This window comes from Pseudomonas syringae pv. tomato str. DC3000, assembly GCF_000007805.1.
Classification (GTDB): domain Bacteria; phylum Pseudomonadota; class Gammaproteobacteria; order Pseudomonadales; family Pseudomonadaceae; genus Aquipseudomonas; species Aquipseudomonas avellanae.
This window is the reverse complement of sequence record NC_004578.1, coordinates 4,498,235-4,514,478: the sequence shown is the minus strand read 5'-3', so window position 1 is coordinate 4,514,478 and position 16,244 is coordinate 4,498,235. Positions and strand designations below refer to the sequence as shown.

The 16,244-nt window shown below is 55.4% G+C and carries 10 protein-coding genes, 2 tRNA genes and 3 pseudogenes; 4 read left to right on the top strand and 11 right to left on the bottom strand.

Annotation, left to right across the window (positions count from 1 at the left end):
- Window positions 1-48 precede the first annotated feature (48 nt).
- The 5 genes and pseudogenes from PSPTO_RS30695 to tnpB (PSPTO_RS20725) form a co-directional block, all read right to left on the bottom strand.
- Window positions 49-293: pseudogene (locus PSPTO_RS30695) on the bottom strand (hypothetical protein).
- Window positions 293-541 carry a hypothetical protein gene (locus PSPTO_RS20740; RefSeq protein ID WP_122365905.1) on the bottom strand — a complete coding sequence of 83 codons (249 nt, stop codon included), beginning with the start codon at window positions 539-541 and terminating at the stop codon, window positions 293-295. Before PSPTO_RS20740 ends, PSPTO_RS30695 begins: the two are co-directional and overlap by 1 nt.
- A 249-nt stretch (window positions 542-790) precedes the next feature.
- Window positions 791-952: pseudogene (locus PSPTO_RS20735) on the bottom strand (IS5/IS1182 family transposase); the annotation flags it as partial.
- 149 nt (window positions 953-1,101) lie between these two features.
- Complete coding sequence (locus tag PSPTO_RS20730; protein WP_003409202.1) at window positions 1,102-2,655, bottom strand: IS66-like element ISPsy5 family transposase; 1,554 nt, start codon at window positions 2,653-2,655, stop codon at window positions 1,102-1,104.
- Between the two features lie 17 nt (window positions 2,656-2,672).
- On the bottom strand, window positions 2,673-3,032 hold the full coding sequence (gene tnpB / locus PSPTO_RS20725) for an IS66 family insertion sequence element accessory protein TnpB (RefSeq protein ID WP_003409203.1): 360 nt from the start codon (window positions 3,030-3,032) through the stop codon (window positions 2,673-2,675).
- Between the two features lie 116 nt (window positions 3,033-3,148).
- Here tnpB (PSPTO_RS20725) and PSPTO_RS30295 point away from each other — a divergent pair.
- The 3 genes and pseudogenes from PSPTO_RS30295 to PSPTO_RS20715 form a co-directional block, all read left to right on the top strand.
- A pseudogene (locus PSPTO_RS30295) lies at window positions 3,149-3,364 on the top strand (DNA adenine methylase); the annotation flags it as partial.
- Between the two features lie 140 nt (window positions 3,365-3,504).
- Window positions 3,505-3,864, top strand: coding sequence for an IS66 family insertion sequence element accessory protein TnpB (gene tnpB, locus PSPTO_RS20720; protein ID WP_003409203.1), 360 nt, complete (start codon window positions 3,505-3,507; stop codon window positions 3,862-3,864).
- 17 nt (window positions 3,865-3,881) lie between these two features.
- Complete coding sequence (locus tag PSPTO_RS20715) at window positions 3,882-5,435, top strand: IS66-like element ISPsy5 family transposase (RefSeq protein ID WP_003409202.1); 1,554 nt, start codon at window positions 3,882-3,884, stop codon at window positions 5,433-5,435.
- A gap of 789 nt (window positions 5,436-6,224) precedes the next feature.
- Here the strand turns inward: PSPTO_RS20715 and PSPTO_RS20710 are convergent.
- Entirely contained in the window at window positions 6,225-7,391 is a 1,167-nt protein-coding gene (locus tag PSPTO_RS20710) for an AAA family ATPase (protein WP_011104822.1), read from the bottom strand.
- Window positions 7,392-7,959: 568 nt separating this feature from the next.
- Window positions 7,960-9,048: a catalase family protein gene (locus PSPTO_RS20705; protein WP_011104821.1), complete on the bottom strand. Its 1,089-nt coding sequence runs from the start codon at window positions 9,046-9,048 to the stop codon at window positions 7,960-7,962.
- 321 nt (window positions 9,049-9,369) lie between these two features.
- On the opposite strand from PSPTO_RS20705, the gene PSPTO_RS20700 reads away from it, so the two are divergent.
- Window positions 9,370-11,265: a potassium transporter Kup gene (locus tag PSPTO_RS20700; protein WP_005766050.1), complete on the top strand. Its 1,896-nt coding sequence runs from the start codon at window positions 9,370-9,372 to the stop codon at window positions 11,263-11,265.
- 94 nt (window positions 11,266-11,359) lie between these two features.
- Here PSPTO_RS20700 and PSPTO_RS20695 read toward each other — a convergent pair whose 3' ends face one another.
- The 4 genes from PSPTO_RS20695 to PSPTO_RS20680 all read right to left on the bottom strand — a co-directional run bounded on the left by PSPTO_RS20695 (window position 11,360) and on the right by PSPTO_RS20680 (window position 16,031).
- Window positions 11,360-12,694, bottom strand: a complete 1,335-nt coding sequence (locus PSPTO_RS20695) for a virulence factor family protein (RefSeq protein ID WP_011104820.1) — start codon at window positions 12,692-12,694, stop codon at window positions 11,360-11,362.
- A complete protein-coding gene (gene mprF / locus PSPTO_RS20690) occupies window positions 12,694-15,336 on the bottom strand; it encodes a bifunctional lysylphosphatidylglycerol flippase/synthetase MprF (RefSeq protein WP_011104819.1) in 2,643 nt (880 codons plus the stop codon). Before mprF ends, PSPTO_RS20695 begins: the two co-directional genes overlap by 1 nt.
- Before the next feature lie 350 nt (window positions 15,337-15,686).
- Window positions 15,687-15,763, bottom strand: a tRNA-Met gene (locus tag PSPTO_RS20685).
- A gap of 191 nt (window positions 15,764-15,954) precedes the next feature.
- Window positions 15,955-16,031, bottom strand: a tRNA-Met gene (locus tag PSPTO_RS20680).
- Window positions 16,032-16,244 lie beyond the last annotated feature (213 nt).

The following is a 16,244-nucleotide window of genomic DNA, read 5'->3' as shown; positions in this document are numbered from 1 at the left end:
AAAATACTCCGCGTCGCAGCATGCTTCGATATTCTCAATAACACAAGCCTACGCGTATGTACAGCCGTCGACGCATTCAATACCACTGAGCACAAACCGTTGTGGGCCATTGGTGGCCAATGTGACGTCCACCAGCTCCGGAAGCCGCTGTTCCTCTTTTGGGCATGCCTGCCTAAATATTCGCAGTGAGTCGATCGGACTATCACGTTCCCTTGTATCGCTTCGTACCGCTCCCTCTCTCTCGGTTCCAACGCTATATCCTTGCGCCTCATTGGAATGACCAAGACCTGCATCAGGCGGCACTTTCTGATGCAGGGAGGTATAGCTGCTCCTCAATTGCATATGCTAGCGCTCCGTCAGCGAGTTCCAGCATGTCGCTGTACTCCTCTGCGTTCACGATTTGCGAGGTATGCAGAGCGCAAGCACGTTGCAGCAGCAATTTGTGATGGACTCCGGGACAAGCGAGCAACGCAGTGATGTCCTCAAGCAACGCGACCCATGCATCAACCTCTGCTTTTTTCTCTGTGATAACCACTGCAATGACCATCTGATCTCCGAATTTAACTGTATGTACGTACAGTTCCTTAGCTTGCTTTGGCTTCGCCACCACTCTCCGATAGAAGGACTAAATCTCAGATGATCTTGGCTTGAGGGAAAATTGGCCTAGGAATAAAAAAACGCAAGGAAAAGCACTTATCCCCCTCCCGCCGACGAGCTTCGTGTCCCGTTTTTGTGCAAAAAGGCGATGGGGTGCAACCAAGACTCAAGGCCAGGCTGAATGTGGGCTCGCGTAAGCCGGACGGCCACCTTCGCCCTTTGGATAATGTGGTTCGATAAGGGCAATCAAGCCTTTCCAGGGCACAACCTGATCCATCTCGATGAGAAAGCGCTCGCGGCGGGTATGCTTACGTTTACCCGCGTACTCGGCATCGGCGAAGGTCATCTGTTTCATCAGGGAAGCTCGGTGAAAGGTGTTGGGGTATTTTGCCAAATCAGGAAACCTTTTTCAGAGTTTCCTTAGTACTGTTTATGCACGCACCGTAGGCGTGTTGTTTTGTAAGCGATCCACCAACCACACCTACCATCAGATGCGGCTTCCGTTTATCTTGGCATTTCCGGTGAGCAGTTCCACGGCAGCAACGCCTCATAGTCGGCCACCGACTGCGCAAGTGGCAACCTCTCCAGTACGTGGCGCAGCCACGTATAGGGCTCCTGGCCGTTGACCTTGGCGGTCTCGACCAAGCTATAGATCTGTGCACTGGCGGTGGCGCCTTTAGGCGTGTCGCTGAACAGCCAGGCTTTGCGCCCAATAACAAACGGCTTTATTGCGCGCTCTGCCGGGTTGTTGTCGATCGGTAAAAAGCCGGCTTCCACGTAACGCTTCAGCCGACTCCAGTTATTCGCCAGATAACCAACTGCCTTGCCCAGCACGCTTTGCGGCGTCACGTGGGACTGAGTTTTATCCAGCCAGCTTTTCAACTGAGCCAAGATTGGCAGGCTTTTCTCCTGCCGACCGGTAAAGCGCTGTTCGTCGCTGCCGTCTTTCAATTCGCGCTCGATACCGTACAGCTTATTGATCATCGTCAGCGCGATATCGGCACGCCCGGTCTTGCCCTTAGGTTGCACTTTTTGTGCTTCGACAAATTTGCGCCGCGCATGGGCCATACACGCCAAGCGCTCCACGCCCGGTTGTAACGCCAGCGCGTTATAGCCCGCGTAATCATCAGTCATCACATAGCCGCGATAACTTTCCAGCAGCCGTAACGGTACGTCCTGCGCGCGGCTGGAAGTGTAGTCGAACAATACGACTTTATGATCTGGAGGCCCGCTGGCCTGTACCCACATCCAGGATTGGCTGGTCGGGTCTCGATCTGGTTCTTTCAGTACCTGAACGCGGGTTTCGTCACAGTGGATGACCGGGCTTTCCAGCAATCGATCACGCATCAGATTTAACAGCGGCTGCAAATGTTCGCCGCACTGGATAATCCAGCGGGCCAACGTTTGACGCGGGATTTCTATGCCATGTCGGCTTAGCACCGTTTCAAAACGATGCAGCGGCAAGCCGTCGACATACTTGGTGGTCAGCAGCATGGCCAACACGCTGGGGCTGGCCATGCTCTTTTCAATCAACTGCGCAGGCTTGCCGGCTGTGACCGGTGCCGACTCACAGCCACGACAGCCGTAGACTTTGCGGATGTGTTTGATCACCCGAATCTGCATCGGCACGATATCCAGTTGCTCGCTGGTTTCCTCGCTGACGACATGCTTGCGGCAACCGCAGGCACAGGTCAGTTCGTGTTCGGGCAGCTCGTGGATGACTTCAATGCGCGGCAGATCAGCCGACAGTGGCTTGCGCTTGCCACGGCGTGGCGCAGGAGCAACTACTTCCTCATCAGCATCGCCGACCGGGAGCATAGGCTCGCTTTCAGGTTCATTGAACAAGGCAAGTTGAGGGGTATTAGGCTCGACGGTTTGTTCGGACTTTCGACCAAAAATACGGTCACGCAGCAGCTTGATCTGCTCTTTGAGATCAACGATGTGAGTGGCGTAGGCGTCTTTAACTTCCTGTTCGCGCGAGCGTGCTTCGTAGCTCTCAAGCAGCATCTGTTTGAGCAATACGGGATCGTCAGGAAGGTTGTCGGGCAATGGTCGCATGCCCTGGATTATACCCGTCAGGCAACAAACCTTGGAGTCAAAATCTTATGAGGACGGTTGCGCCACAGATCAAATCCATCCAGCAGCCAATTCAATTCCTGAACCGTCAGCACAATGGCTTCGTCGACATCATCTGGCGAGATTTTGAAACGCTCGGACTCGAGACGCTTGAGCCAAAGGCAGAAGCCGTTACGCTCCCAATACAAAATCTTCACTCGATTCCGGGATTTGTTGAGAAAGACAAAGAGCACCGGATCAAAGACCGCCACTTTAATATCCAACTCGACCAAAGCAGCTAAGCCATCGATGGATTTTCTGAAATCCACGGGTTTGGGATAGAGGTAGACTTTCTCGACTTTGGCGTCGGGTCGCATCATGGTGCTGGCTCCTGAAAGAAAACGGGAGCACAGCATCAGGCGTCAGCCAGTGGCTTGAAATGTGGGGTTCGTGGATCGGATACGTTGTTTTGGTGTCTCCCCCTATAGATCCCTAGATGGGCGGTGAGCTCCTCGCAGATCGTCTGATCCCCCGCCGAATGAATGCTACGGTAAGGTGTTCGCCGGTGGCGCAGTCCTGTACTTCATGTGTCTTCTAAGGTGCCGCTGTCGAATTTACAAATGATCTAAACGGCGATTTGGTCACGTTACATCGCTTGGAGAAAAAGCATTTGGAAGATCTTGTGCATCAATTCAAATGGGTGCTCAGTACGAGCGTGGGCAGACCTCTCGGGGCGGTGCAGAGGGAAGGTGATGGTGAGTGTCCATTAGTATCCGATCCACGAACCCCACATTTCAAGCCACTGGCTGACGCCTGATGCTGTGCTCCCGTTTTCTTTCAGGAGCCAGCACCATGATGCGACCCGACGCCAAAGTCGAGAAAGTCTACCTCTATCCCAAACCCGTGGATTTCAGAAAATCCATCGATGGCTTAGCTGCTTTGGTCGAGTTGGATATTAAAGTGGCGGTCTTTGATCCGGTGCTCTTTGTCTTTCTCAACAAATCCCGGAATCGAGTGAAGATTTTGTATTGGGAGCGTAACGGCTTCTGCCTTTGGCTCAAGCGTCTCGAGTCCGAGCGTTTCAAAATCTCGCCAGATGATGTCGACGAAGCCATTGTGCTGACGGTTCAGGAATTGAATTGGCTGCTGGATGGATTTGATCTGTGGCGCAACCGTCCTCATAAGATTTTGACTCCAAGGTTTGTTGCCTGACGGGTATAATCCAGGGCATGCGACCATTGCCCGACAACCTTCCTGACGATCCCGTATTGCTCAAACAGATGCTGCTTGAGAGCTACGAAGCACGCTCGCGCGAACAGGAAGTTAAAGACGCCTACGCCACTCACATCGTTGATCTCAAAGAGCAGATCAAGCTGCTGCGTGACCGTATTTTTGGTCGAAAGTCCGAACAAACCGTCGAGCCTAATACCCCTCAACTTGCCTTGTTCAATGAACCTGAAAGCGAGCCTATGCTCCCGGTCGGCGATGCTGATGAGGAAGTAGTTGCTCCTGCGCCACGCCGTGGCAAGCGCAAGCCACTGTCGGCTGATCTGCCGCGCATTGAAGTCATCCACGAGCTGCCCGAACACGAACTGACCTGTGCCTGCGGTTGCCGCAAGCATGTCGTCAGCGAGGAAACCAGCGAGCAACTGGATATCGTGCCGATGCAGATTCGGGTGATCAAACACATCCGCAAAGTCTACGGCTGTCGTGGCTGTGAGTCGGCACCGGTCACAGCCGGCAAGCCTGCGCAGTTGATTGAAAAGAGCATGGCCAGCCCCAGCGTGTTGGCCATGCTGCTGACCACCAAGTATGTCGACGGCTTGCCGCTGCATCGTTTTGAAACGGTGCTAAGCCGACATGGCATAGAAATCCCGCGTCAAACGTTGGCCCGCTGGATTATCCAGTGCGGCGAACATTTGCAGCCGCTGTTAAATCTGATGCGTGATCGATTGCTGGAAAGCCCGGTCATCCACTGTGACGAAACCCGCGTTCAGGTACTGAAAGAACCAGATCGAGACCCGACCAGCCAATCCTGGATGTGGGTACAGGCCAGCGGGCCTCCAGATCATAAAGTCGTATTGTTCGACTACACTTCCAGCCGCGCGCAGGACGTACCGTTACGGCTGCTGGAAAGTTATCGCGGCTATGTGATGACTGATGATTACGCGGGCTATAACGCGCTGGCGTTACAACCGGGCGTGGAGCGCTTGGCGTGTATGGCCCATGCGCGGCGCAAATTTGTCGAAGCACAAAAAGTGCAACCTAAAGGCAAGACCGGGCGTGCCGATATCGCGCTGACGATGATCAATAAGCTGTACGGTATCGAGCGCGAATTGAAAGACGGCAGCGACGAACAGCGCTTTACCGGTCGGCAGGAGAAAAGCCTGCCAATCTTGGCTCAGTTGAAAAGCTGGCTGGATAAAACTCAGTCCCACGTGACGCCGCAAAGCGTGCTGGGCAAGGCAGTTGGTTATCTGGCGAATAACTGGAGTCGGCTGAAGCGTTACGTGGAAGCCGGCTTTTTACCGATCGACAACAACCCGGCAGAGCGCGCAATAAAGCCGTTTGTTATTGGGCGCAAAGCCTGGCTGTTCAGCGACACGCCTAAAGGCGCCACCGCCAGTGCACAGATCTATAGCTTGGTCGAGACCGCCAAGGTCAACGGCCAGGAGCCCTATACGTGGCTGCGCCACGTACTGGAGAGGTTGCCACTTGCGCAGTCGGTGGCCGACTATGAGGCGTTGCTGCCGTGGAACTGCTCACCGGAAATGCCAAGATAAACGGAAGCCGCATCTGATGGTAGGTGTGGTTGGTGGATCGCTTACGTCCATTACATCACGACATTCAGGAAGTGTTCGAATCGTTTCACTTCGAGAACTTGAAGATTCGATACGGCAACTTTAATCGACCGGATTGTATAGCAGAAGTAACAGGCGGGCAGTTATTGCAAGTTGGGAGTCAGTGACGCTAGGTATAAGTTTTTAGGATTAGGGAGCCCGGTATGCTTTGAAGCTTCTCGGGCTATGACTTGAGCCAAATGTAGATCTACGCAATTCTGCAAAAGCTCAGACTGCAGTATGGCTACCTCTTTTCAGATAGATAGAACTTATGTTCCAAGTCAATAAAGACAACATAAAAAGTGTTAAAGTCATAACTAAAGTGATCTGTAGTTTCATGCGGTCTGAATGTTCCGGGTATGGTGAATCCTATCAGTCTTGAAAGGTTCTCCAACCGGAATCTTCCCCAGTTGACGTCATGCGGTATTGCCTTAGGGAACTTAAATTCGCTGCGGGCTGGGAAGGATTTGTAATCTGCATAAACTTTAAGGCTATGAGCTCCACATCTCTCATTACGCCAGTAATTTAGATCGTTCCGAGTGAACGATTTTATTTTGAGGAGTATATCAGCAAGGACCCCAGCCTCCAGTTCGTGAAAGCCGGAGCCATGAGGTTGCGAATCATCAAAAAAAGAAAAGTTAAATTTACATCGTGATCGTATATCGCTGTCCGATAAACTGTTCTCGGGGAATTCGCTAATGAATTTGGTCTTACGAGGACTACCGAATTTTTTCATATCTTAGGAACACCCCCCAGCTTGCCATCACGATAAAGAGCTGAAATCGACCGGTCATTTCTAATGATGTCTCCCGGGATCTCATCTAGGCGATAGCAAAAACTTTCTCCGCATTCTTTAGATACCAAGTAGGTTCTGTATTTTCCGAGGTAGTCCATGATCTCAAGGTTGTGAGATGTGAAGATAAATTGTGCATCATTCGGGTTGGAGTCTTCGCTCAAAAATAGATCAAGAAACTTAGGTAGTAAGTCGGGGTGGAAGTTTGTATCGAATTCATCCATTACCAACACGCCTCCCGTTTTAAGCACTTTCCAGTACTGGTACAGGCGCCGGTATAGAGCCGAGGTCCCGTCGGACTCCTCATGATAGGTTAGCCAGTTTTCCCCGCCATAACCACATTGGGCGTTATGAAGGAATACGGGAAAATATCGAGTTTTGCCATCTGCACTTTCGCTTTGGTGTATGCCCAAGCCACTAATTCCAAGATCTGCTTCTTGGATTATTTTGGATGCAAAACTTAAAGCTTCGGGATGCTCATGATAAAGCTTGCTTATAGACCCATAGTTGTACAGGGTCGTATCTGAAACGATTCCGAAGCCGTGAACGTTCCCTCCAAATGTGCTAAAGAAGCGATGGATGTTTGAAAGGTCATCACCGATATCCTTCAGCTTGTAATGTTCAACGGTATCAATTATGGAGGCGTTATCTCTCAGTGTGATTAAGTCTATGCCCGCCAAGTCAGAAGTTCGGTAGGTAATAGAATTGTGTTTTCTTTCCAAAAGCGGGGTTTTGCGCGTTACTTTCTTGTAAACAGCTTCGCGAATCACCAAGGTCCTCGTGGTGGTGAGTTCATACCTATATCTCACGCCATTTTGCGTGAAGTCTATATAGAAATCTGAAGGTTTTGTATTTCCGAAAAATGCACTAAGATGCATGGCGTCGCTAGGCTCGGATTTGAAAGACTCAGTAGTGAACCATGCGAGGAACTTTAAGCATTTGAGTATGTTGGTTTTACCAGATGCATTGGCACCTTTTATGCCCAATATATTTGAAACCTTTTTAGACCTTGAGATGCTTTTTGGGACTTTGGAATTGAATTCGAGTGAAACCTCAAATCCGTCTTTGAAAGAGAAATAATTTCTTGCGCCGAAAGAGTAGATCACTGAGCTTATCCTTAACCGTGAAACGCGTCAAAAATGACGTGAGGTTAGGATAAGGCATGTCCGGCGGCTTGGCTACACCTTATCAAGCATCCCCTGACGGCCAGTCAGGTAGCACTCATGGCGTATAGGCGCAACGTCGGTATATTTTTGATTTCGTTAGGTCAACCCAGAGAAACGAATCCGACCTTGGGGGCGGATGGCGTGGTGACGGTGGACATGGCAAACCTCGGCGTGAAGGGCACCTGAACGCAACGCGCAGGCACTGACTGGGCGCTCGTTGCGCCTCTGATCAAAAAGTGCGCAATTCTAGCGGTGAGTGGCCGGGATGACCAGCGTTTGGGTGAGAATAACGATGAGTGTTGTGTGGGGGAGGGCATCAAACGTGACTGAGCTGAGCAAATTATAATGCACCACTCAGCAACGTGTTCAAGGCGATGCCGGGTACTGGAGAGGGGGGTGTGACAATGTCTATGTTGATATCGGGTAAGCCGGTTCCCATGATTTTGTCAGTCCAAAGCCCGCAATTGCGGACTTTGACTCATGTGCCGTTTGCCTCACGGGCTCTCCCTCAGCCCCGCGGCTCACGCATCGGACACCCATTATGCTGGCTGCGAAACCCGGCCGAGTGCTCATAAGCAGGTTTGCGTACGCGCATGACCCCGCCCAGCGGGCGGTGTGCTTCCAGGCCGTGCCATGGGCTGAAGGCCATCGCTTCGTCGATTTCCTGAACGCTTTGCTCCGACCACGACGACTGGCGTGGCACATTGATCCGAGCGACGGCCACGTAAGGGCTGAGGTCTTCCGGCCAGACGGCTGAGGCGTCTTCGATGGGCATTTTTTCAAGGTCTGTTGCCAGCTGGATACGGACCTCCCAGCTGGCATCGTTTTCGAGGAAGAACGTTTTGACCGCTTCACGCAAGCCGTCAGGATTATCCTTCAGGTCCACAGCCTTGTCGGTCAGCGCAACCAGCTCTGCAGAGACGGGAACGATGCTCAGTTTTGCGTAGTAAGGCCCGTACAGAAAAGGCACGACCGTGTAGTACGTTTCGCCGAGGATATGAGTAATCGGATGCCCGCCCAGACTTTTCAGGGTCCCGCTTTCACCCCCCACCGACTCGATCACAGACTCGATGCCCCGAAGTACGGCGGACAGCGCCTTCTTCATGCCCGGTGCCTTGTCGGTCGTTTTGGCCAGCAGCTTCAAGGTCTTCAAGAAGGCCTTGGGGTCCTTGGCGGTGAATGCCTTGGCGTTCTGCATGACAAAATCCTGCGTAGACGCCTCGGCACTGCCCGGCAATCGCGCCCCTTCGACACCGACGATTTTGACCGCCAGGCCGCGGGGCGTCGATACCTTGTCATCAAGGATGTCTCCGGGATTGGTCGAGAAGCGCATGACGACTGGCAGATTGCCGGGTGTCGCAAACGCGCCTTGAGCCAGAGGCTCGGGCAGCTCGCCGTACACCTGTATATGCCCGTGCAGCAGGCCGTGAGCTTTTGCGTGCACACTGCGTATGGCGTGGCCGGTGTCCTGAAACGTGGTTTCAAGGATGGCGTGCATCGCTTCCACCAGCTCTTTACTGGTTTGCGCTTCATCGTCAGGGATCACTTCAAATGAGGGCTGGAAGTGCAATGCCTGAACAGTCAGTTCGTTGGTCATCAGAGCATCTCGGTCAGGAAAGAATCAGGGCGCCTGAGCGTCGATGCGGTTCTTGAGTGACCCTATGAGCGACAGGCCTGACTAGTGACTGGCCGGTTTTGCGGTCGTTCCAAAAGAAACGTCGCGCCGCGATGGCGCGTCAAGGGCGTCGTAACAAGACCATCACACGCAAGATCTGCGTTTCACCAAGAATTACAACCGGTGCTGCGTTATGCTTCGCGCCATCGTGGTCGGGCGTGTCAACGTCTGGCTGAATCTGAATTGTTACGCGTTGTGATGTTCTCAGTGTTGAACCTCATGTCTGGTTTCCGGGAGTAGTGGATGAGTCAAACAAACAGTCATGCCCAGGCCGGAGGCACTGCGAAGCCCATCGGGTTGTTGATTGCAGCAGTGGGGGTAGTTTACGGCGACATCGGCACCAGCCCGCTGTACACCCTCAAAGAGGTGTTTCAGGGCGGATACGGCGTAGAAGTCACGCATGACGCGATACTTGGGGTGTTGTCACTGATCTTCTGGTCGCTGATCTGGGTGGTTTCGTTCAAGTACATGGCGTTTGTTCTGCGTGCCGATAACCAGGGTGAGGGCGGCATCATGGCGCTGATGGCGCTGGCGCGCAGGGCGTCGGCCAAACACCCCAAACTGCAAATGATGATGGTGGTGTTCGGCCTGTTCGGTGCTGCACTGTTCTATGGCGATAGCATGATCACCCCGGCGGTGTCGGTTCTGTCGGCGATGGAAGGGCTGGAACTGGCGTTCGATGGCCTTGATCACTGGATCGTGCCCATGGCACTGGTCGTGCTGGTGGGGCTGTTTCTGATTCAGCGCCACGGCACGGCGCGCATCGGCGTGCTGTTCGGGCCAGTGATGGTCGTCTGGTTTCTGGTGCTGGGCGCGCTGGGCGTTTACGGCATCATGCAGTCGCCGGAAGTGCTGAAAGCGGTCAATCCGGCATGGGGTCTGAATTTCTTCATTATCCATCCAGGGATCGGCGTTGCCATTCTGGGCGCTGTGGTCCTGGCGCTGACCGGCGCCGAGGCGCTGTACGCCGACATGGGCCACTTCGGTCGCAAGCCCATCTCGCGTGCCTGGTTCATCCTCGTATTGCCCGCGCTGTTGCTCAACTATTTTGGTCAGGGCGCGCTGGTGCTGGGCAATCCGGAAACAGTGCGTAACCCGTTCTACCTGCTGGCGCCGAGCTGGGCGCTGCTGCCACTGATCGGCCTGTCGACGATGGCGACCATTATTGCCTCCCAGGCGGTCATCTCCGGCGCGTTCTCGATGACGCTGCAGGCCATCCAGCTGGGCTACATTCCACGGATGCATATCCAGCACACCTCCAGCGACGCGCAGGGCCAGATCTATATCGGTGCCGTGAACTGGGCGTTGATGGTGGGTGTGATCATGCTGGTGATCGGTTTCGAGTCTTCCGGCGCGCTGGCCTCGGCCTATGGCGTGGCGGTAACCGGGACCATGCTCTGCACCACTATTCTGGTCTCGACGGTCATGCTGATGCTCTGGAAATGGCCGCCGTTGCTGGCCGTTCCGCTGTTGATCTGCCTGTTGCTGGTAGACGGCCTGTTCTTTGCGGCCAACGTGCCGAAGATCTTTCAGGGCGGTGCCTTTCCGGTGCTGGCAGGCGCGGTGTTGTTCATCCTCATGACCACCTGGAAGCGTGGCAAGCACTTGCTGGCCGAGCGGATCGACGAAGGCGGGCTGCCGCTGCCAATCTTCATTGGCAGCATTCGCGTGCAGCCGCCGCATCGCGTGCAGGGTACGGCGGTGTTCCTGACCGCGCGTTCGGACGCTGTGCCTCATGCGTTGCTGCACAACATGCTGCATAACCAGGTGCTGCATGAGCAAGTGGTGCTGTTGACGGTGGTGTATGAAGACACACCTCGCGTGCCTTCTGCGCAGCGCTTTGAAGTGGAGTCGTATGGCGAAGGCTTCTATCGGGTGATCCTGCACTTCGGCTTTATCGACGAGCCTGATGTGCCTGCTGCGTTGGCGCTGTGTCATCTGGCCGAGCTGGACTTCAGTCCGATGCGCACCACCTACTTCCTCAGTCGCGAAACCGTCATCCCGTCCAAGATGGATGGCATGGCGCGCTGGCGTGAAGCGCTGTTCGCCTTCATGCTCAAGAACGCCAACGGCAACCTGCGCTTCTTCAAGCTGCCGTTCAACCGCGTGATCGAGCTGGGTACGCAAGTGGAGATGTAACCCGCTGCTGTACAGCCGTCAGTGCAGACAAAAAAATCCCGGCGACCTTACGGTGCCGGGATTTTTTATGGCAGCAGACTTCGATAGGCGATGCTTACTGAGCGGCAACCTTGCCCTGACGCTTGTTGATGGCATCGATCAGGCGCTTGGCCAGTGCCGGGTAGTCTTCATCAAAGTGATGACCACCGGGCAACTGAACGGCCTCGCCGACTGCGGTGGTGTCGGTACAACCGCTGTCTTTCTTCTCTTCGATGCCGTACACACAGAACACCTTGGCGGCTGGCAGTCTGGCCATTTCCTGCCCGGTGGTGGCTTCCTTGCCTGCGTTGCCAAGCCAGCCGTCTACGTGAATCTCGAAGCTGCCGGTGCGAGCGAAGGCGAGCAGAATGATCGCATCGACCCGGTTCTGATCATCCGCTGCAAGGCGATTGTAGATGGCAGGCATGACATCGGCGCCGAACGAATAGCCCGCCAGAATGAAGCGCTTGGTGCCCCACTTCTGCCGGTAGTGGTTCATCAGGTCGGTGAGGTCGGCAGCGGTCTGTTCCGGCGTCTTGTGTTCCCAGTAATAGCGCAGCACGTCGATGCCCACGACCGGATAACCCATCTTGGCCATGTCGCCTGCGACGACCTTGTCCAGGTCGCGCCAGCCACCGTCACCGGACATGAACAGCGTCACGGTGTCGGAAGGCTGGCTTGCCGGCACTTCGACGGTCGGGATGCCCAGGCCGCCGCTGTCGTTTTCACCAAGCAGCAGGTGACGCAGCTCGCTGTTGAGGACCTGCGGCAGCGGAATGTCGTAGTCGCTGATGCTGGTTTCGGCATTGGTCTGATCGCGCACGAACGCTGCACTCGGATCATCCGGTGCGTCGTTCCAGGCGGCCAGCCAGTGCCCGTGTGCAGCTTTTTGTGGCAGCGGCACGTCACAGATTTGTGGCGGCTTCTCGTCCTCCTCCAGAACAGGCGGAGGATTGGAAACATGTTCAAGCGCAAAGCCGACGGAGATGGCCTGCGCTTTGTCGTCAGTTTGTTCCGCCAGCCAGCGCCACGCCAGCGTTGCGCCAGGGCCTATGCCGCCGACAACCTTCGCTGGGCCGTCGAGCTTCTGCAGGGCAGCCTGAAAGGTTTTCTGTTGCAGTACGCAGTCGTCCTTGGGCAACACCACCTGAATGATACGTGCCGAAGCATCTTTACTGATCGCCAGCAATTGCTTGTCAGTGAGCATTTCTTCGGCGGTGACTGCCAGTGCAATGCGGGTCTTGATGGTGGTGGCCGGTGTCACGCTGGTCAGTGGCGCACCGCCTTCCAGGTCCAGGTGTTCCAGCGATGCGGGTGGAGCGGGGCGAGTCCAGATCCATACGCCCGAAGCTACGATAAAAAGAACAATTGCCAGGGCTGCGAGCAAAAGGCGCCAGGAGCGTCGAATCATCAGCGTTTCACCAATCCAGTCAGGCCGCCCGCAATCAGGGCGGCGGTGTCAGCCAGTGCCACAAGCGGATCAAGTCCGGCAGGCACGGCCATATATCGAGGTTCCCAATCGGGCTGGAACTTGTCCTTGAAGCGGCGCAGCCCCTGGAAGTTGTACAACTGTTCGCCGCGTCGGAAGATCATCGACCCCAAACGCTGAGTGATCGGCGCGCCGCGTCGCGGTTGCAGGCCGGAGAGCGGCACCATCCCCAGGCTAAAGCGTGCGTAGCCCTGGGCTTTGTAATGCAGAATCAGACCGACCATCATGAACTCCATGGTCAGTTTCGGAGCGTCCGGGTGCGAGCGCATCAGGTCTAGGCTGGCCAGTTCCGGGCTGGTGGTTTCCAGCAGGTTGGAAAAGGCTACCGGCTTGCCCTGAAAGTGCACGATGGCAATGCGGAAATACTCAAGGTACTCAGGGCTGAAACGGCCCAGCGAGAAGCCTTTTTCGCGCACGTTCTTGCCGGTTAGCCAGGCATCGGAAATGACTTTCAGCTCGTCGATGGGCGCTTGACCCGGCTCGTATATTTCCAGCGAAAGCCCGTCACGCCCACCACGGTTCCAGGTGTAGCGCAGGTCTTTCATCTCCTTGCCCTTGGCTTCGATGTCGAAGCGTCGCAAATCCACACGCGCTTCTTCGCCAAGCTTGATCGCCGTCAGGCCGATGTCCATATAAAACGGCAGGTTTTCCGCGCGCACCTGGTAGAACACCGGGCGAGCATGGTGCACGTCGCACAGGTCGCGGAATTGCCAGATCAGCTCGGCACGCTGTTGGGTCGGACCGATCGGATCGTACAGCGCCACCAGACTGCGCCCGCGATGCGAGTACATCAGAAACGCGTTGCCGGTCGGGTGAAACAGAATGGCCTTGTCGCCGGTCAGAACCAGCCCACCATCGGGCTGGCTGGAGGCCTTGAGAATTTCGGCGGCCTTGTCCAGGTCGGCGGCATCGGGCAGCTTGATCACCGGCCTTGCGGTGCGCAGCAGCCAGGTCAGCGAGACCACGACCAACAACACCGCACTGCCCAACGCCGAACGCAGCCCGCGCGGCGCGTCCGCATCAAGGGTGAATTGCCACCACAGTTGATGGCTGTAGGGCACGTCCTGATAAGCGAACAGCAGCAGCCAGATAGACGCACCGACCACGCAGATGCTGGCAATCAGGTAGAGCGGCGAGAACGGCAACTCCAGCAGGCGACTTGGACGGTAGAACGAACGACGGAAGGTCAGCAGCAGGCAGGCGGTCAGCAGCAGCATGCTGGCCTCTTCCCAGTCGAAGCCCTTGAGTATCGACAGCACTGCACCTACCAGCAGCAAAATGGACGTCAGCATCCAGGCGGCAGACAGTCGACGACGCAGGCCCTGGGCAAGCAGCAGGCACAGCACGCCGACCAGGCTGGCACCAAAGTGCGAAGCGTCGATCAGCCGATGCGGAATCATGAAGCCGACGTTTTCCAGCCGGGTATCGATTTCAGGGGTGGCACCAGAGAAGAGCAGCACCACCCCCGACAAGAAAACCAGTAGGGCCAGAATGGGCGCCGCCAGCCCCGAGGCAACGCGCATGGCTTGCTTGGTCGGCAGCAGGCGCTGGGCTTCGGTAAACAGCAGGGTCAGACAGGCCAGCAGCAGTGGCAGCACTACGTAGATCAGGCGGTACAGTAGCAGCGCAGCGGCGAGAGGGGCAGCCCCCAGTTCGTTGGCAAACGCTGCGAGCAGAATGGCCTCGAACACGCCAACGCCGCCAGGCACATGACTGAGTACGCCTGCCGCGAGTGCCAGCAGGTAAATGAGGATGAACGCGCCGAGAGGTGGCGCATGCGGCAGCAACAGGTACAGCACCATCGCGGCGGCGGCGACGTCGAGCGCGGTGATCACCAGCTGGATCAGGGTCAGCTTCAGGTTCGGAAGGCGCAGGGTGCGGCGACCCAGGCGGACCAGAATATTGTGCGCAATGTTCTGTTCCGGCAAGCGACGACGATAGACGAAGGCCGCCAGCAGCAGGCTGCCGATCAATACGGCTGTGGCAACGACGGCCAGCACTTCTACCGGAAGCTTGAGCGCCAGTGAGGCACCGGACAGGTTGCTCAGCGTTGCCAATGCAGCGAGTGGTGGCAACGCGCAGCCGAGTGAAAGGCTGGCAAATACGGTCATGCGGGCGATTTCGATTGCCCCCACGCCGTAGCGTGAGTACAGGCGATAGCGCACCGATCCACCGGAGAGCATCGACAGGCCTACCGCGTTACCGATGGCAAACGAGGTAAAGCCGCCGAGTATCAGCGTTTTGGTCGGCAGGTCGACGTTGGCGTAGCGACTGGCGGACAGTTCATAGCCCATGAGAATGACATAGCCAATGACTGCCGCCAGCAGCGCTCCGCCCAGAGCGGGCAGGGGGACTGCGAACAACGAGTCGTGCAGCGCATACCAGTCCATTTCGACCAGCATGTGGCGGCAGGCAATCAGGGCAAGACCGAACAACAGCAGCATCACCGCCAGCCCGATAGGCTGTCGGTATTTGCTCAGCAGCTCCCGCCAGTTCAGGCGCGGTGCGGAGCCTTGTTGTTCTGCATCATCTGTTTCATCGGAATCGGACATTTTGTCGCGCATCAATCACTCCTTGGATCGTGCGCGACAGGATGGAGGTATACAGCCAAGTTACCAATCCCTACGCAGAAAATATTTCAGGATGTTAGCGCGTCAACGCCTAACGAGCGAATAGCGAATCGAGCCGGTTGAAGCTGTTCAGCTACGGTTCAGTCGTGATCAGCTTAGTAACAAGCCTATCGGCAGCGCATGCTAAAACTGTCGTCAATGAAAGCATTACGTTACAGATGTGATGATAGGGTTTCAAAGGGCTTTGGAAATAGTCTTTTTTGTCAGACAGTTAGCAGTTGCGTGGAGTGTTTTTCCAGCGCAAACAAAAAAGGCCACTCTTTCGAGTAGCCTTCTTTGATGTTTGGTTGCGGGAGCCGGATTTGAACCGACGACCTTCGGGTTATGAGCCCGACGAGCTACCAGACTGCTCCATCCCGCGTCTGTGTGGCGTCATTCTACAGCCGAACGCGAAAGTGTCAACCCTTAATCTCGAAAGGAGGTAAATGAGTGGTGATGCGTGTTTTTCTCCACAGGGAGTTTTCGTCGCGAACCGGAGAAGCAAGCGTGAGCGAAGCACTTTTCAGGCGCGCACAAAAAAGGCCACTCTTTCGAGTAGCCTTTTTTGATGTTTGGTTGCGGGAGCCGGATTTGAACCGACGACCTTCGGGTTATGAGCCCGACGAGCTACCAGACTGCTCCATCCCGCGTCTGTGTGTCGGCATTCTACAGAGAGATGGCGGGGTGTCAATGGCTAGTTTTAAAAAAGTGCTTTTTCTTCAATCGCTTAGCGAGGCAGATCAACCGTTTGGTCCAGCACTGGTGCAGTTATGACTGGATTGTCGGGCCATAAAGGTCGCGCTTGTGGCCGGCTACGCGATTTTTCCGCTGCCTTTTGCATCATGGGGTGTTACTTGTTGATA